This is a genomic window from Pseudomonas sp. MAG002Y (genome assembly GCF_019400845.1).
GTDB classification, from domain to species: domain Bacteria; phylum Pseudomonadota; class Gammaproteobacteria; order Pseudomonadales; family Pseudomonadaceae; genus Chryseomonas; species Chryseomonas luteola.
On the sequence record NZ_WOEJ01000021.1, the window covers coordinates 13,859 to 29,750 of the forward strand.

Here is a 15,892-nt window from a genome sequence, read left to right on the forward strand (position 1 = left end):
TCCGCATCATGGCGTTGAGCATTAACTGCTGCGCTGCAGGACGATGTGCCTACAGATGCCTGCTACTGTGAGGCGCAGCCGCCAGGATTACTTGTCTCTGGATGCCGCCCTTTTTGCATGAGGGTGTCAGCTTGATCGTACAGCCGTTGACACGGCCATGAGCCATTACTACGCCTTCAGCGAATCGATGGTGAGCGCGCACGGGCAGCAATCTGAAAATGGCCTGGGAGATAGAAGATGCCAAACAATCGACCTGCCTGTTACAGACTGGTCATGCGAGTCTTGCGGCTATTGTCATGTCGAAACCTGATTTTGGAACGTCATGGTCACTCACGGTCAGCACAAGTGCTATTGAAACATTTGCATTAAGGCCTAGAGCTAATTCTTTAAACCAGTAAACCGCATCGTTTCCACCCTTTAGAGCGATAGCCTGATCCTGGCTACAGGCAGAGAATCAGAATTCAGTTCGTCCCGGTCAACTGTCATGGAAAGGATGGAGCGCGCTATGTTTGGCCATAAACCACTTGTTGTCACTGCCCTATTGTCAGTCAGTTTTAGTGCTTTAGCGGAAATGAATACCGCAGAACTTACTCAGGAAGGGGATCGTATCTCTGCATCAATTGAACAAACAGCGACCAATAGCCATGCTATTGTTTATCAGCAAGGCAATGAGGGTGTTGTTAATCTTCAACAGTTACAGGGCGACGGTAACCAAGCGGTAGTGACACAAAGGAAAGAAAGTAACCAAACCGATCTAGTTCAGAGTGGTAGTAACAACAAGGCTGATATACAGCAAACCACTTATTACAACAGCGTAACTGCATCGCAGGTCGGTTCTAACAACGAACTTCTCATATCATCAGGTGAGTATCTTTCTAGCTCAACCATACGCACCAATGCTCAAGGTAACGACAACAGTATCACCATCAAGCAAAGTTCAGATGGTAACAGCCTTGACTATGATGTGGTTGGAGATGCCAATACTGTTCACATTGACCAAGCCACTATGTATGAGACCATTGCCGGTACCACAGTAGGCAATAATAATACCGTAGAGATACAGCAGAGTGGACAATACACCGGTTCGATCAGGCTGGATCAAGAGGGCAGCTTCAATAGCGCCTTTATAGATCAGGCCTCATACGAAGGCGCCAGCCACACCGTTATGTCACAAACCGGGACGTTTAATAATGCCTACGTGGAGCAGTTACGGCACTATGCGGGCAGTAACACGACGCTGACCCAGACAGGAACCGGCAATAGTGCACGCGTCATTCAATAAGCTATTCGTCCAAGCGGACGCTCAAGTTACTACCACTGGGCATGGCCATAAGCAAAACGGCCATGCTCATATTCATTCAATTAATACTCCCCTATCTGTGTCAGCAATTACCGATGCAGGGCGAGAAGTTCGTCCCACGCTGAAAACCCTGTCTATCACGGGATACACCGAAAGCGCAGCTATTGGTAACGGTCACCTTGATCCTGGCATGCAGATACTGACCAAACCTTTTGCAATCGACATGCTCTTGCTGCCCGGGTAGGCAAATTGATGAACGCCTGACGTTTGCAGGTATCGATAGCGCACCGTTCAATCGTGCTAGACCCATCTCTCCAGGTTCCCTCCGCATGAGGCAGGCGAACCCTTTGCTCTACCAAAGCCGCTTTGAATAGCCGTCAGGTCTCAAGAGGAGCGCTCCAGGGATGATCTGTGTGGCAGCAGGCCTACACGCCAGGAAATTTGATGACCATTACATTGAACGAGCATGCTGCGCTCACGATACGCTTCGCGGGAGGAAAGGGTTTCCGCCTCTTCCTCTGTGATGCCATCCAGACGGTTGCGGCTGATCACACGATAACTCTCATCTCCACACAGTAGCGCCGCTTCCGAATGGCAGGACGACCAATGGCCTAACAAGCCGTTGCACTCCACGGCGTATCCAGCTGTTCCGTCCTGCAGATAAGCCGTCTGGGAAGTGGCACAGCCTGACAACAGGATCAGTCCGAACAGTAAGGCGCCCATGCTGGCGTTATGAAAGAGAGATGAGAGAGTCATGGCTGAGTGCTCAGGTGGGTATGAGCACTATGGTAGGAGGCAACCTGACACTCAAAAAATTGTTTGCCGAGATACCTTCTATTACGTTGAAAGATAGTTATCTCTCAAGTCCGGCCCCTGCGTCAGTCACCTCATTCAATCTGGCACCTGCTGAAGGAGCTGCTCAGAATAAACCGCAACAGCGCTCTCATTAAGCTAGCTGCTTACAGGACGAGCAAACGTCGAAGCGGCCTGTCCACACATTGTTATAACGGCTATAAAGACGATATTTACTGGGCGCCCTGATTGAATGGAAGCGATATATAGTGTCGGCCCAGCTCCGTCAGCGTGCCGTCATTGGCCAGGAGACTCGAGTGATGCACATCATTATCGACTCGACCGGAAAACCAGGCATAACGAAATACATCGGAACGGGATTCTAGCAGGGCGACCATTTCGGTCATCTGCTGCTTCTGTTTTTCTACGGAGTCGATCTGCGCTCCGTCAGGCAAGGAATGCCAATTCGCAAATTCAGTAACCCAGAACGGCCGACCATAGCGGGCAAGGCGATCAAGCATTCCAGACAGCCCATAGTCGTACCAATGAAATGCCAGATAATCGATTTGCGGATCTCGACCTGCGTGGGCCGAACTGTATGCAGCAAAAAAAGCGTCGAGCCACGCAACCGGGTCTGAATAGCCTGAAAGAGTGCCCCAATTCATTGCTGGACCCACCAGCTTGACGCCCGTGTTGCGGGAGATGGCCTCGAGGCGAGGCCACAGGGCGGCTGCTGCCTGGGGCGTCAAATTAGCTTGATCCAGTAGATTGGGTTCGTTGATCACAAGCAGATAACGTATAGCGGGATGAGCTGTCAGATACATCTGCAACTCTCCATCATTAAAGTTCTCATTCCATACCATGGGAATGAAATCCATTTTATATACGTCCGCATAGTTATAAGCACTTACGGCATCACTAGGACGGGGACTCCAGTTGTACCACCAACTTATGCCCGAAGATAACGCACTCATATCCTTTCCAGAGGTTAGATCATATGCAATGCCCCGTTTAGGACTTTTACTAGATGGGTCCGCTTGAATCAATGGTGAACCTACAAGCGTAACGAGTATGCCCAGCGTTACTGCTAGTCGCCGTATAAAAGATCTCATCCCCTCTCCTTGTAAAAATGCCTCAGAAGTGCCGTTTCAGACAGTATCTATGGAGCGTAGGCGACTATAATTCTCTGTCAACCTGACGCTTAACTGGTCAATTTCAGCAGATTACGGTGAGACTTTTATAGTCTAGTCACCTTACTTATTAAAAATAGGTCCAAGTCTAGCTATAGCACAACCAAGTTTAATCATTACAACGACATACCCGTATAAATAGTTGACTAAAGCCGCCATTCTATTAAATCAAGAATATATCAAGCAGTAGCCTTTATATATTTTATACCGCTTGAATATACGCTCTTAAAGATATGCCCTTAAACATCGATATACATAATCCTAAGCGAATACCAAGTCTATTCGTTGTATCCAGTACGATGGGCAGGTATCTTGATCTTCGTTGACTTATGCTCGCTTACTGCATCATGAAAGAGCAGATACGGTTCCATCATAAAGCTACTGTTCTGTCATACTCGGTTGAAACGCTTCAAAGCGATTGAGTCAGTCTGATGCAGTCATACCCGCGGCTGCCCCTCAGTCAGGGCGTTGATTTCCAGCCATGCCGAGTGCTTCTGCTCTTTCGCTAGCCTATAGCCTGGCGCAACTGGAAACGTACTGCTGGTCAGGCGGTCCCATCATCACATTTGACGACCGCACTTTATTAGCTCCGGCCAAGGAAACTGTCATGAGTGATACCACTTACGTCCCACCCAAGATCTGGAAACCTACCACTGCCTCAGGTGGTACCTTTGCCAATATCAATCGCCCTGTAGCCGGGCCAACACATGAAAAGGCTCTTCCGGTTGGTAAGCACCCCCTGCAGTTGTATTCGCTGGCTACGCCAAACGGCGTAAAAGTCACCATCATGCTGGAGGAATTGCTTGCCTTGGGCCATACCGGCGCCGAATACGATGCCTGGCTGATCAAGATTGGCGAGGGCGACCAGTTCTCCAGCGGCTTTGTCGAGGTCAACCCTAATTCAAAAATCCCTGCTCTCGCCGATCATGGCGGTGACACGCCTGTTCGAGTATTCGAATCGGGCTCCATTCTTGTCTATTTGGCCGAAAAGTTTGGTGCCTTTCTACCAACCGACACACTGGCACGTACCGAAACCCTGAATTGGCTGTTCTGGCAAATGGGTTCGGCCCCCTTCGTAGGCGGCGGCTTCGGGCATTTTTATGCCTATGCTCCAGAAAAGCTCGAATATCCTATCAACCGTTATGCCATGGAAACCAAGCGCCAGCTCGACGTGCTGGATCGGCAGCTGGCCGAACGTCGTTATATTGCAGGCGATGAGTACACCATTGCCGACATGGCCATTTGGCCCTGGTACGGCGTTCTTGTACAGGGTGGTCTATACAATGCCGCCGAGTTTCTCTCGGTGCAGGACTACACTCATGTGCAGCGCTGGGCAGCTGACATTGCCAAACGCCCCGCCGTGATTCGCGGACGTAAGGTCAACCGCACATGGGGTGAAGAGACAGACCAAGTACCCGAGCGGCACGACGCGTCGGATCTGGACTGATCGTCAGCAGCGTCGGCCATCTGATGGCCGACGCCACACGCAAGCAAACGGCTCTGCTTTCAGTCACCGTCCTGCTTGTTTCGGGTTAAACACTATTTGCCAAAGTGGTGCCAGTTAAGCTCAACAGGTTATTAAACTCTTTCTAATAGCATAAAGAGTCTTAACGCCTTGATATATTAGTCATTTAGAAGTACTCCGCTCAGGCGCTTGGAAGACGAAAGTCTCCTTTTGCTCTTGATGTCCGTATTACGATAGTGATTGTTTCTGCCCAGGCGCAACGCAACATTGAACTGTCCGGTTAGCGGAAAACGTTGTATTTATAAACTGAGCAGATGTCTTATCGAAATGAACTTTTAGAGCTACATCTCTAAAGCCAGCCAGCTGGTAATCCAGAGCTAAACCTCATGGCTGGATCCATTGTGAACGGTACACAGTTAGGTCTCTGTATCTATTGGGCCGCACAGAAACCAAAAAAGACTTTAGATTAGCCCTCCTGCGGAACGGTCCAAAAAATCTGGACGTTCCCATCATCACGAAAAGCCAAGGTTACGTTGTCGGTTTCCTCAAGCTCCGCCATGATCTGCTCCCACACCTCATCCGGATCGCTTTCGAGCCGCTCAAGCAGGGCTGTTTTTGCGCGCTGTGCGGCTGGACTGTTGATAACCCGCTGAAGACGCATAGCAAGTAAGTCATAGGGTTTGGGGGTAGGTGGAGAAGATGTGGTTTTCTTAGCCATACGCATAGTTCAATACTGTATATATTTACAGTATTATATTTGTGGTGTGGAGATCATGCCGTTTCATGAACCAGCTCCCGAGCGTATGTAGTTACGCGACCGATGCTCATCCTGTGTGTGGCTGTCCTCTCACAGGACGTTCGGCCCTCCACGAAGTTATTACTTAAGGAGTGATTACACACTTTCGGGTGTACTGATATGCGGCGCAAGCGCATTTCGCCCCATCGGCAGTTGCTCTGGTGCAGCAAGAGCCGCCTTTACCAATTCATGCACAGCATCCTGCGCCATGACACCGAGCGGATGCGACAATACCGCCTGGACGAGACCATCCTTCAAGGCAGCCTGGGTAAGAGGCGTCAGATCATGACAGACCACTACGGGTAAGCGTCCTTGCCGCTCGCGTACCTCCCTGAGCGCACGCAGTACCCCTTCTATCCCTCCTCCCGCCACGTACAGCCCTGCCAGATCAGGCTGGCCTCTTAATAAATCCAAGGTGTTCTCATAAGCGAACATTTCATCTTCCAGCGTAAGCCTGGGCACCAGAAGCTCCCACTCCCCGGCCCGCTCGCTCAAATAACTTCGAAAGCTCATTTCACACAGCTCCTGACACTGGAAGCGCTGAGTGCCGATCAATAGCGCCACCGCCCCTGGCTGGCGAGCCAGCTGGGTAATGAACCAGCCGGCTGTACGTCCCGCCCGGCGGCTATCAAGCCCTACATAACCTGCACCCGCAGAGGCTGCCAGATCAGACACTAGTGCGATTACAGGCATACCGTCTGCGCGCAAGGAGGCCACCGCTTCGCATACTTCGCGGTGATCGGCTGCAACGACACCTAGTGCATCTACCTGACCACGCAACGCTAGAATCCGCTGCGCCGTGGTAGAAGGGTCGAAGTCATCCAGATAGGTAATCACAACCCTTACCTGTGCCTTAAGCGTGGTGGCGGCTGCCTCGGCTAGCGCTTCGGCTAACCTTTGGTAAAACGCCACGCCCTGCTTCATGAGCAGAAAGCCCAGCCGCACGATGGGCCGCTGCCCTGCCAGATGTTGTTCGATAATGCCCCGTGCATGAAAACCCAGTTGAGATGCGGCATCGGCGATACGCCGCGCTGTGTCTGCACGCACTCTGGCTCTCAGATTGATGACCCGGTCCACTGTTGACAGGCTGACCCCTGCCAGACGGGCTACATCTTCCATAGTAGGGCGACGCGACGAGACACTAGAAGGCTCTGACATGCGTGGATTACCTAAGCCGCTTGTTTGACAGGTTTTGATAGGTTCCGTCGCGACTATAGCACCTGCTACTAGCAAAGAGGCCCTGCGCTGCAGGCTACTCTATTACAAATGGATTGGCTTACACGCTGTTTGTAGCATAGCTCTCTTAAGACTTATGCGTTCTCTTTTCGATAGTTAAGTCCACCAGAAAGACTTCAATGCCTTCCTAAATGGCATGCGTGCGTTTCTGCCAGGAAATGAAAGTCTACTCTATTTGTTTGAAAGGTTTTGACAGATAACGCCATCCCTTCTCTAGCTTTACTTTTCTAGGCCTTCTAGCCTTTCGATCACGTTCTACAGCCCCGTCATAACAACAAGCCTCGGAGCGCAACATGGCCATAAAAATATCCACTGCCCCTTGCTGTTGGGGTGTTGATGACGTCAACAATCCTTTTCTTCCCCCTTGGCAGCATGTACTGCACGAAGCCTCGCAGGCCGGTTACCGCGGGATTGAACTAGGTCCTTATGGATATCTTCCGCTAGACGTTCACACAGTTGGTGATGTTCTGACCGCACATGATCTGCATGTGGTTGCCGGAACTATCTTCGATAACCTTGTTGACCCTCGAAACCTGTCAAATCTTCTAGAGCAGACGCACACTATTTGCTCCTTACTTACGCACCTACCCGTTATCGAGCAGGAGCCCGGCCAACGTTTCCGTATGCCCTATCTGGTTGTAATCGACTGGGGACATGAAGAACGCGACTATAACGCTGGCCATTCTGACCAAGCTCCGCGTCTTCCCCAGCAGGACTGGCAGCACATGATGAGTCACATCCGTACCATAGCCGACCTCAGCTGGAAGGAATATGGCGTGCGAACGGTGATTCACCCGCACGCCGGTGGCTATATCGAGTTCGCCGATGAATTGGCGCAGCTGGTGGAAGATATTTCCGACGATGTTGCGGGTTTGTGCCTGGATACAGGCCATTTGTATTACGCCGGCATGGACCCGGTAGCGACGCTCCGCCAGTACGGAAGTCGCCTTGACTACCTGCATTTCAAAGATATCGATCAGGCGATATTCGATCAGGTCATGGATGAACGCATTAGCTTCTTTGATGCCTGTGCCAAAGGCGTCATGTGCCCAATTGGACGCGGCGTCATCAACTACCCCGCCCTATACGAACTCATTCAAACACTGGGTTATCAGGGCTACATCACCGTCGAACAGGAGCGCGACCCACGCAACGCCAAGGGTACCCTGCACGATGTTGCGGCCAGCCGCAGCTATCTCTCTACGATCGGTTTCTAACCCACTCTGCTAAAGGACAATAACAATGATTAATGGCAGCAAGCGTATCCCCCACCCCATCCGCTGGGCCATGGTAGGAGGCGGTCGTGATAGCCAGATCGGCTATATTCATCGTTCGGCCGCCTTGCGTGATCAGAACTTTGCCTTGGTAGCCGGAGCATTCGATATCAATCCTGAACGCGGTCTCGAATTTGGCATAACACTAGGTGTCGATCCTGAACGCTGTTACCCGGACTACCTCAGTCTGTTTGAACAGGAGGCCCAGCGACCAGATAGTATTCAGGCGGTATCCATCGCCACACCCAATGGCACGCATTACGCTATTACCAAGGCGGCTCTGGAGGCAGGCTTGCACGTAATCTGCGAAAAGCCCCTGTGCTTTACAGTGGCGGAAGCTGAAACATTGCGTGAAGTAGCTTTGGCGAAAAACAGAATCGTAGGCGTGACCTATGGTTACGCCGGCCATCAACTGATCGAGCAGGCCCGCCAAATGATTGCCCAAGGCGAACTGGGCGAAATTCGGATGGTACACATGCAATTTGCCCACGGTTTTCACAGTGACGCCGTAGAGTCACAAAACGGGGCCGCCCTATGGCGTATGGACCCGCGCATAGCGGGCCCTAGCTACGTACTAGGCGATATAGGTACCCATCCGCTGTATATTTCAGAAGTTATGCTGCCTGATCTGAAGATCAAGCGCTTGATGTGCTCGCGCCAGAGCTTTGTCAAAAGCCGTGCCCCGCTGGAGGACAATGCCTATACCCTCATGGAATATGACAGTGGTGCCATGGGCATGGTCTGGTCCAGTGCTGTAAACGCAGGTTCCATGCATGGTCAGAAGGTCCGCGTGATCGGCTCCAGGGCCAGTCTTGAATGGTGGGATGAACGTCCTAACCAGCTTTCATTCGAAATCCAGGGTCAACCAGCTCAAGTGCTGGAGCGCGGCATGACCTACCTCCACGCCAACGCCCTGATCGACGACCGCATCGGCGCAGGCCACCCCGAGGGGCTTTTCGAGGCGTGGGCCAATCTCTACTACCGCTTCGCCCTGGCCATGGACGCGACGGACCGTAACGATAGCACGCTATTAAAAACGCTTCGTTACCCAGACATCCATGCTGGCGTCGAGGGAGTGCGTTGGGTTGAGCGCTGCGTACAGTCTGCAGATCAGGACGGCGCATGGGTTGACTATTGACCTGCATCCTGAACAGCTAAGCCTTTACGATGGTCGTCTCTATGAACAACCTACATTCAGTGCAGCTGCGACCTGCTCAGCGAAAGTTTCTCATCACTGAAAATACCACTCATTCTGGCTTCCTCGCTGCGCATGAGATAATAGCAACCACCTGCCCTGATCAGGCACCGCTGCCTGCCCCCTTGGAATTGGGTAGGCTCCTTCTAAACGGCTCGGCATGAAGGGCTTAAAGGAGTACTATCGTGGCGGGTCGTTGCTGCCTGCCGCTCGCACCCCTTGGGTAAGGTGAAAGCATCCATGTTTTCTCCCAAATCGCTTCTCTGATCACCGAAGCATTGGTAATGCGAGCTCCAGAATGCTTCGCTTTCAGGAGGAACGATGATTTCAATTGAGCAAGCCAAACAGATGGCTAGAAGATTGCGTGCTTCATTGGCAGAGCGTAATCAAGACATACCCCACTCTACTGCGCTTGAGTTGGTCTCACATCAACTGGGTTACAAGGATTGGAACACTGCCTCAGCAGCACTTTCAAAAGAAGACCAAACGCAAAACAACCCTATCTTCGGAAGATCTGTCCCTATACTTCGGATATTTGATGAAACCAAGGCACGGGAATTTTACCTGGACTTCCTGGGTTTCAGCGTCGAGTTCGAACATCGATTTGAAGCTCATCTGCCGCTTTACCTTGGTATTGACCGAGGCGGTCTCAAACTTCATTTATCCGAACATCATGGCGACGCCAGTCCGGGGTCCACGATCTTTGTACCGATGCAAAACATCAAGGCCTTTCGCGATGAGCTATTAGCAAAACACTATAGCTACGGACGCCCAGAGATTGTTCACCAGCCGTGGGGAAAGGTTATGGAAGTCCATGATCCTTTTGGTAATCGCATTCGTTTCTGCCAGGACTGATTAGCTCACTGAGCTGGATAGTCGCTTGGGTATAGCTCAACGACTACCCAGCCCTGAATGACAATAGCGATCAGCCAAAAGGAGGTTTGATTCTGCTCGGTAAAGCAACCACTCAGCTTCATGAAGCCAAAAGTTGAGCAATTTTCTTACGCAGATTTCCATGAACTTCTTCTGTGTATGGGGGAGCGGCTTTCCAGTCATAGAACCAAACAGGCATTTTACGATGCTGCTCGGGTTCCGATGCATAGCGGGGAAAAATGTGACAATGGAGTTCTGGTTCTGAATTACCCAATATTTCATAATTCATACGCAGTGCCCCGGTAGCCTCTAGAACAGCATCGCCGATACGTGTCATTTCGAGTAGGTAGGTGGTTCTAGATTCAGCATCAAGATCATTCAGGCTAGGAACAACAGGATCTGGAAGCAACAGGCAATAGCCTGGAAGAAACTGTACATCGCCCATCACTGCCCAGCCAGAGGCCATACGGCAAATAACTTTGTCGTTTGCTCCAGTACGTGCGAGCGCCACACGATCTGAAATGAGTGACATGCGTGTCCTTAATAGCGGCATTACCGGCTAGGTCTTTGTTCAGAATTCTCTGACTTTGGTTTGATCATTTCCCTTATGACGATTGCCACCGCACTTTCTCGCAAGTACTAAATCTTCCGTATCAAACACTAAAGCGTGTGGCGCCCCTTTAAAAAGGCAGCGTTGATTAAATTTTCGAATTATCACTTCCAGCCAATAATTTGCATTTAAAATGCTGTTGTCTTCCAGATATAACCCAGCGACTACCGCATACCATACAGGCATATCAGTTAAGGTAAGAGGTAGAGCTTATGGATTGACCTCAACTGTCTTATCTACTGAGCACAGCGAACGCCCTGCTGGATATAGATATTGAGTTGCCGTCTGGGTCTTTAGCATTCGCAAAAGAATAACCGTCAGCATGATGAGTAATGCCAAACCTTAACCCCTGGGTCATGCACTGCTCTTTGAAGCTATCTACATCCTTAACATCAAAAACGAGTTTGACGGCAGCTTGTCCTACTTTTATGCCCTTCCCGGCAGGATGAACCATAATAATGGCACCGCCGTTTTTATCTTTTGGTATTAGTTCAGCGATAAGATCATCAACGTCAATCTTACTAGCGAAACCGAAATAGCGCTCATAAAAGGTGCAAGTAACCTGAACGTCTCTGACGTACAGCATGATGCGATTCAGCTTTGGGTACATGCTTGTAGCCTGCTTTTTGATTTATGAATGGAGTCGAGCATATACCGCTTCGGCAACTACCACTTCGAAAACCAAAAATTAAAAAGCCAACCTCCTTTAAAAGCCGACTCTAACTACGAGTAGTTAGAAGCAGTCGAAAGCAACTTCATAGTAGACATTGGGATATAACTCAACGGCTACATATTTTTTTATAGCAGCTATCGGTCAGTTTCAATGTTATTTCTCACGAGCGCAGGCTAGATATTCCTTGGCCTATTTATCCAAGATATTACCTGCCTGCGCTCATCAGTAAGGCTTCGCTAGTGATGCTTAGTCCAGCAGATCTGCGGGTACGTTGCCGCCGTTCTCAGCCAGCTTTTGCAGTACAGCTTTGTGCAGCCACATGTTCATCTGCGCGGAGTCCTGCAGTTTGTCTGCTGGGCAGTTCAGTTCTTTGGCGAGCTCCTGACGAGCAGACAGGCTGCTGTCCAGGTCAAGCAGCTTGAGCAGATCGACGATGGACGTTTTCCAGTTGAGCTTTTCGGCATGGTTGGCCGCCAGCCCGTCGAGCTTGGCAGCCACATCCACCTGACTGATGGCCTGTGGTGCGGCTCCGGTAGCTGTATCCGTGGACGAGGATGACGTGCCAGCGGGCGTACCTGCCGCTGCATCAGTGCTGCCCGGCTGCTGCGCGGTAGGTTCGGCAGCGTGTGCTTCTTTACCAATACCAAGCTTGGACAGGATATTGCCAAATAGGCTCATATAAACTCCTCATCTATCAATCGAGACGGTGACCTGCTTGTGCAGGGCTTGCCTATCTTCCGACCGCTGTGTCATGGAATTAGTTTGAAATAAATGCCATTAGTTTGAGACCAGACCCAACATCTTCATTCCAGTTGGTGTTAGTTCTCCTTCGGAATAATGGAGATGGCACCATTTTTTTCCAGAATCGCATATTTGATCTGATCAATTCGCTCAAGCCCATGCGTGGTACGGGCCGCCTCCAGGATGTCCTCCTCGGCCAGACGTACCTTGTTCAGTCTCGCCTTAAGCACCTGTCCATTCTCTACGATGATCATGGGCATCCCGTCTATGAACCGCGCAAGCTTGGGCGACCGCTCCTTGACCAGCGATAACCCGATATCGATGACTACCAGGGTCACGATGATGAGCGCTGCGTTGGTTACGGAAAAATCATCGCCCAGCAACGCCTGTTGGGTCGCCTCGCCAATAATCAGAAGTAGCACAAAATCAAACGTTGTGATTTCAGCCAGGGTACGCCGCCCGGCAATCTTGAAGATAACAAAGACCACCAGATAAACCGCCGCAGCGCGTAATACCGCGTCCATGATTGCTCCTTACGGATAAATGAATTGCGTCAGTTGCAGGGCGGGCCCTGAAGTCAGCGTTGAAACGACACTGCGAGACAGACCAACCCCCTGTGCCCGAAGACTCAGGTGCGTCTGGACCCAGCCTCGATCATCAGCCAGGTAGGTAAGGCGCATCCCTGAACCGTAGCTGCGGGATTCGACTGGCTCGGGTTGCAGGCTGTCGACACTGAATGAGTCCAGCAGACTGCCGTCGAGCAGGATGGTCGCTTTTCCATCTGCCCCAGCCTTGGCCCTGATGGTAATCGGGATGGATGCACCATTACGTGCAAAGCGCTCGTAGACAATGATCAGTTCGCCATCAGGACTCTGGATTTCGGTATGACTTAGTGGACCCTTGGAGAACAGACCAAGCAACGTCAGGATGACAATGGCGCACAGCACGTACCAGCCTATACGCTCGATCATCCAGATCCGTTTCTGTACGCAAAGGTCTTCTTGGATCGGATACTGGCGGCTGGAAAACTCGTTCTTATCGTCTGGCATTGACATATTTACATCCCTGGCCTGTTGTTACGGTTGAAAGCCGGGACACTCATTAGTTCTGCGCGCACACGCCGTGCCTCGCCTCATCCCCTATTGCAGCACACCGCATACAGCAGCCAGGAACCAAGCCCTTAAGCATTACGTCTGCAGGTAATACCTTGAGGGGCACCATGACATTCAATGAACTCTCGGCAAAACTCTCAAACTGGGCAGGCCAAGCCCGCACGTTTCAGCTGGCTGTCGCAGGCATCATTCTCTGGGCTATTACAGGCCCGATCTTTCATTACAACGATACGTGGCAGCTGATCATCACACTTCCACGACCATTATTACGTTTCTCATGGTGTTCCTGATTCAGAACACACAGAACCGTGACAACGATGCCCTGCACATCAAGCTCGACGAACTCTTGCGCATTACCCAAGGCGCCCAGGATCGCCTGCTCTACCTGGAAAGTCTCGACGCCATGAATTTAAAGCGCTGCGCAAGAAGTATGAGGAAATAGGAAAAGAGGCCAGTGCGCTCAAGAGTCGGGACCTGGAGGCCGAAGAAAAGACTGAACAGGCCTCAAACTAACGTGACATAAATCACGATTATAAAAATTAACCCTTATTAATGGCACTAAACCATCACTACATCATTGACATATAAATAAATTTAAAAAGCGCCATCAAGTTTCAAGCGTAGAAAACGATAACCAACCCAATGCGGTTCTCTGCGCAATCGACTTAATGGTGGTGCTTGATGCCTTCCTCTGATGTTTCTCTCGATCACTCCATTTCTGGAGCTTCCAACCATTCCTCGATGACAGGTGCCGTCTGGATACCGCTTGCGCTGTGTGGCGTAGCTGGCGGAGCCGGGATCGTCTGGGCGGGAAACGTTTCCTTATTGAGCTGGGTGCTGGCAGCTGCACTACTTGTTGTAACCGGACTTTTGGGCGCTTGGGGCCAGGCTCGCCAGCAGCAGATGTTGAAAGCACTTTCTGCCTCACAAAGTGAGGCACGCGGTACGACTGGCAAAAAGGCCCAAGAAGGTGCTGTAGATGGGATCTGTATTGAAGTGCTCCCGGTGTGGGCACAGCAGATCGAAACAGCACGCAGCCACACGGAAGAAGCCGTTACCCAGCTGACCCATCGCTTTGCCGAACTGGCAGGCCGTATCCAGATGTCCGTTGAAGGTTCCCATGATGGCAGTGCTCAGGCGCTTGTTGCGCTCCTGTCCTCCAGCCAGAACGAACTCAACGGCATCATTACCGGCCTGCGTGAAGCCCTGTCGAGCAAAGAAGTGCTTCAGCGTGAAATTACTCAATTGCACGACTTCACCGGCCAACTTCAAGCCATGGCCAAGGATGTTGCCGATGTTGCCAAGCAGACGAACCTGTTGGCCTTGAACGCGGCTATCGAAGCTGCACGTGCAGGCGAGGCAGGACGTGGGTTTGCGGTAGTCGCCGATGAAGTTCGCAGCTTGTCGACTCTGTCAGGCAACACCGGACAGAAGATCAGCGAAACGGTGGAGACCGTTAATGCCGCCATTCGCCGCACCCTGGAGGCGTCCGAGCAGTACGCCCGTCAGGATGCTGAAACCCTGGCGAACTCCGGAAGCGTCATTGAAAACGTCATCACCCAGTTCAATGCCAACGCCAGTCATCTGGTGCAGCAGAGCAACACCTTGCGCGAGCAAAGCGAAGCCGTGGGCGCTGAAATCTCGGACGTCCTGGTAGCGCTGCAATTCCAGGATCGCGTCAGCCAGATGCTGAGCCATATCCGCAATGACCTGAATAAGCTAGAGCAGCGCCTGCTTGACCGGCGTACGCAGGCAGCGCAAGGCGCGGCGTTAAAGCCGATCGATACCAAAGCCTGGCTCGATGAGCTGGCCAGGACGTATACCACGGCGGAGCAACTGGCTGTTCATCACGGCAAAACGCCGACGTCAGCCGCTTCGTCCGATATCACTTTCTTTTAAGCCACCCTTCTGTTCGAGACCATTATGAGCACGAAAAAAACCGTTCTTATCGTTGATGACTCCATTTCGATCCGCCAAGTCGTCGGCATGACACTCAAGGGCGCCGGCTACGACGTGATCGAGGGCTGTGATGGCAAGGACGCACTGGGCAAGCTCGACGGCCGCAAGATCCACCTGATCATCAGCGACGTAAACATGCCCAATATGGACGGCATTGCGTTTGTTACAGCAGCCAAGAAGCTGCCAGCCTACAAGTTCACGCCGGTCATCATGCTGACCACCGAGTCAGGCGCCGACAAGAAATCAGCCGGTCAGGCCGCAGGCGCCAAAGCCTGGATGGTCAAGCCTTTCCAGCCCGCTCAGATGCTGGCGGCTGTTTCCAAACTGATAATGCCGTAATCGCTCTAGGAGCGTCCCATGACCGAAGCCTTTTCCGAACGGCAAAGCCCTGTAATTTTCGAGGGGCCGTTGACCATTTACACCGCCGCCGAAAGCAAGGCCAAGGTACTTGAGCCGCTCAAGGCCAATGCGCATGTCGAATTCGATCTGGCAGCAGTAGACGAATTTGACTCCGCTGGCTTGCAACTTCTGATCCTCGCCAAGCATGAAGCGGCGCGGATCAATTGCACGCTTAGCCTGTGCAACCACAGTCCGGCTGTCATAGAACTTCTGGAACTGAGCGGGCTTGTGAGCTTTTTCGGCGACCCTCTCCTCATTCAGCCGCAGATGGCATGAA

The 15,892-nt window shown here is 51.6% G+C and carries 17 protein-coding genes and 1 pseudogene; 9 read left to right on the forward strand and 9 right to left on the reverse strand.

Annotated features, from left to right (window positions below):
- The first annotated feature begins 505 nt into the window (after nt 1–505).
- Nucleotides 506–1,282 carry a hypothetical protein gene (locus GM154_RS22330; protein ID WP_074828484.1) on the forward strand — a complete coding sequence of 259 codons (777 nt, stop codon included), beginning with the start codon at nt 506–508 and terminating at the stop codon, nt 1,280–1,282.
- A 402-nt stretch (nt 1,283–1,684) separates the two neighbouring features.
- Here GM154_RS22330 and GM154_RS22335 read toward each other — a convergent pair whose 3' ends face one another.
- Together GM154_RS22335 and GM154_RS22340 are read right to left on the reverse strand one after the other, a co-directional pair.
- Complete coding sequence (locus GM154_RS22335; RefSeq protein ID WP_074828489.1) at nt 1,685–2,056, reverse strand: hypothetical protein; 372 nt, start codon at nt 2,054–2,056, stop codon at nt 1,685–1,687.
- 269 nt (nt 2,057–2,325) lie between these two features.
- Complete coding sequence (locus GM154_RS22340; RefSeq protein WP_074828490.1) at nt 2,326–3,204, reverse strand: glycoside hydrolase family protein; 879 nt, start codon at nt 3,202–3,204, stop codon at nt 2,326–2,328.
- Nucleotides 3,205–3,889: 685 nt separating this feature from the next.
- Between GM154_RS22340 and yghU the strand changes: the two genes are divergently transcribed.
- On the forward strand, nt 3,890–4,729 hold the full coding sequence (gene yghU, locus GM154_RS22345) for a glutathione-dependent disulfide-bond oxidoreductase (RefSeq protein ID WP_125888883.1): 840 nt from the start codon (nt 3,890–3,892) through the stop codon (nt 4,727–4,729).
- Nucleotides 4,730–5,213: 484 nt separating this feature from the next.
- On the opposite strand, the gene GM154_RS22350 is transcribed toward yghU, so the two are convergent.
- Nucleotides 5,214–5,465: a DUF1654 domain-containing protein gene (locus GM154_RS22350; protein WP_051370278.1), complete on the reverse strand. Its 252-nt coding sequence runs from the start codon at nt 5,463–5,465 to the stop codon at nt 5,214–5,216.
- A gap of 174 nt (nt 5,466–5,639) precedes the next feature.
- Nucleotides 5,640–6,701, reverse strand: coding sequence for a LacI family DNA-binding transcriptional regulator (locus tag GM154_RS22355; protein ID WP_258019989.1), 1,062 nt, complete (start codon nt 6,699–6,701; stop codon nt 5,640–5,642).
- Nucleotides 6,702–7,072: 371 nt separating this feature from the next.
- On the opposite strand from GM154_RS22355, the gene GM154_RS22360 reads away from it, so the two are divergent.
- From GM154_RS22360 to GM154_RS22370, 3 genes are all read left to right on the forward strand, one after another.
- Nucleotides 7,073–7,996, forward strand: a complete 924-nt coding sequence (locus tag GM154_RS22360) for a TIM barrel protein (protein ID WP_219653407.1) — start codon at nt 7,073–7,075, stop codon at nt 7,994–7,996.
- A 25-nt stretch (nt 7,997–8,021) separates the two neighbouring features.
- Nucleotides 8,022–9,191 carry a Gfo/Idh/MocA family protein gene (locus GM154_RS22365; RefSeq protein WP_219653408.1) on the forward strand — a complete coding sequence of 390 codons (1,170 nt, stop codon included), beginning with the start codon at nt 8,022–8,024 and terminating at the stop codon, nt 9,189–9,191.
- Between the two features lie 378 nt (nt 9,192–9,569).
- Nucleotides 9,570–10,103, forward strand: a complete 534-nt coding sequence (locus tag GM154_RS22370) for a glyoxalase superfamily protein (protein ID WP_219653409.1) — start codon at nt 9,570–9,572, stop codon at nt 10,101–10,103.
- A 118-nt stretch (nt 10,104–10,221) separates the two neighbouring features.
- Here the strand turns inward: GM154_RS22370 and GM154_RS22375 are convergent, their stop codons facing one another.
- The 5 genes from GM154_RS22375 to GM154_RS22395 form a co-directional block, all read right to left on the reverse strand.
- On the reverse strand, nt 10,222–10,653 hold the full coding sequence (locus GM154_RS22375) for an HIT family protein (RefSeq protein ID WP_219653410.1): 432 nt from the start codon (nt 10,651–10,653) through the stop codon (nt 10,222–10,224).
- A 310-nt stretch (nt 10,654–10,963) separates the two neighbouring features.
- A complete protein-coding gene (locus GM154_RS22380; RefSeq protein ID WP_219653411.1) occupies nt 10,964–11,341 on the reverse strand; it encodes a VOC family protein in 378 nt (125 codons plus the stop codon).
- Nucleotides 11,342–11,650: 309 nt separating this feature from the next.
- A complete protein-coding gene (locus GM154_RS22385) occupies nt 11,651–12,082 on the reverse strand; it encodes a DUF3597 domain-containing protein (RefSeq protein WP_010798861.1) in 432 nt (143 codons plus the stop codon).
- 140 nt (nt 12,083–12,222) lie between these two features.
- Nucleotides 12,223–12,669, reverse strand: a complete 447-nt coding sequence (locus GM154_RS22390; RefSeq protein ID WP_219653412.1) for a DUF421 domain-containing protein — start codon at nt 12,667–12,669, stop codon at nt 12,223–12,225.
- Nucleotides 12,670–12,678: 9 nt separating this feature from the next.
- Nucleotides 12,679–13,200, reverse strand: a complete 522-nt coding sequence (locus GM154_RS22395) for a hypothetical protein (RefSeq protein ID WP_125888891.1) — start codon at nt 13,198–13,200, stop codon at nt 12,679–12,681.
- A gap of 164 nt (nt 13,201–13,364) precedes the next feature.
- On the opposite strand from GM154_RS22395, the pseudogene GM154_RS22400 reads away from it, so the two are divergent.
- From GM154_RS22400 to GM154_RS22415, 4 genes and pseudogenes are all read left to right on the forward strand, one after another.
- A pseudogene (locus tag GM154_RS22400) lies at nt 13,365–13,770 on the forward strand (low affinity iron permease family protein).
- 588 nt (nt 13,771–14,358) lie between these two features.
- Nucleotides 14,359–15,156: a methyl-accepting chemotaxis protein gene (locus tag GM154_RS22405; RefSeq protein WP_374940341.1), complete on the forward strand. Its 798-nt coding sequence runs from the start codon at nt 14,359–14,361 to the stop codon at nt 15,154–15,156.
- Nucleotides 15,157–15,180: 24 nt separating this feature from the next.
- On the forward strand, nt 15,181–15,555 hold the full coding sequence (locus tag GM154_RS22410; RefSeq protein ID WP_125888892.1) for a response regulator: 375 nt from the start codon (nt 15,181–15,183) through the stop codon (nt 15,553–15,555).
- A gap of 18 nt (nt 15,556–15,573) precedes the next feature.
- The gene (locus GM154_RS22415) at nt 15,574–15,891 is read left to right on the forward strand and encodes a lipid asymmetry maintenance protein MlaB (protein WP_219653413.1); all 318 of its coding nucleotides are present in this window, start codon (nt 15,574–15,576) and stop codon (nt 15,889–15,891) included.
- Nucleotide 15,892 lies beyond the last annotated feature (1 nt).

Coding starts and splice junctions, on each gene's coding strand:
- GM154_RS22330 (WP_074828484.1), top strand. CDS start 506: ATGTTTGGCCATAAACCACTTGTTGTCACTGCCCTATTGTCAGTCAGT.
- GM154_RS22335 (WP_074828489.1), bottom strand. CDS start 2,056: ATGACTCTCTCATCTCTCTTTCATAACGCCAGCATGGGCGCCTTACTG.
- GM154_RS22340 (WP_074828490.1), bottom strand. CDS start 3,204: ATGAGATCTTTTATACGGCGACTAGCAGTAACGCTGGGCATACTCGTT.
- yghU (WP_125888883.1), top strand. CDS start 3,890: ATGAGTGATACCACTTACGTCCCACCCAAGATCTGGAAACCTACCACT.
- GM154_RS22350 (WP_051370278.1), bottom strand. CDS start 5,465: ATGGCTAAGAAAACCACATCTTCTCCACCTACCCCCAAACCCTATGAC.
- GM154_RS22355 (WP_258019989.1), bottom strand. CDS start 6,701: ATGTCAGAGCCTTCTAGTGTCTCGTCGCGTCGCCCTACTATGGAAGAT.
- GM154_RS22360 (WP_219653407.1), top strand. CDS start 7,073: ATGGCCATAAAAATATCCACTGCCCCTTGCTGTTGGGGTGTTGATGAC.
- GM154_RS22365 (WP_219653408.1), top strand. CDS start 8,022: ATGATTAATGGCAGCAAGCGTATCCCCCACCCCATCCGCTGGGCCATG.
- GM154_RS22370 (WP_219653409.1), top strand. CDS start 9,570: ATGATTTCAATTGAGCAAGCCAAACAGATGGCTAGAAGATTGCGTGCT.
- GM154_RS22375 (WP_219653410.1), bottom strand. CDS start 10,653: ATGTCACTCATTTCAGATCGTGTGGCGCTCGCACGTACTGGAGCAAAC.
- GM154_RS22380 (WP_219653411.1), bottom strand. CDS start 11,341: ATGTACCCAAAGCTGAATCGCATCATGCTGTACGTCAGAGACGTTCAG.
- GM154_RS22385 (WP_010798861.1), bottom strand. CDS start 12,082: ATGAGCCTATTTGGCAATATCCTGTCCAAGCTTGGTATTGGTAAAGAA.
- GM154_RS22390 (WP_219653412.1), bottom strand. CDS start 12,669: ATGGACGCGGTATTACGCGCTGCGGCGGTTTATCTGGTGGTCTTTGTT.
- GM154_RS22395 (WP_125888891.1), bottom strand. CDS start 13,200: ATGTCAATGCCAGACGATAAGAACGAGTTTTCCAGCCGCCAGTATCCG.
- GM154_RS22405 (WP_374940341.1), top strand. CDS start 14,359: ATGTCCGTTGAAGGTTCCCATGATGGCAGTGCTCAGGCGCTTGTTGCG.
- GM154_RS22410 (WP_125888892.1), top strand. CDS start 15,181: ATGAGCACGAAAAAAACCGTTCTTATCGTTGATGACTCCATTTCGATC.
- GM154_RS22415 (WP_219653413.1), top strand. CDS start 15,574: ATGACCGAAGCCTTTTCCGAACGGCAAAGCCCTGTAATTTTCGAGGGG.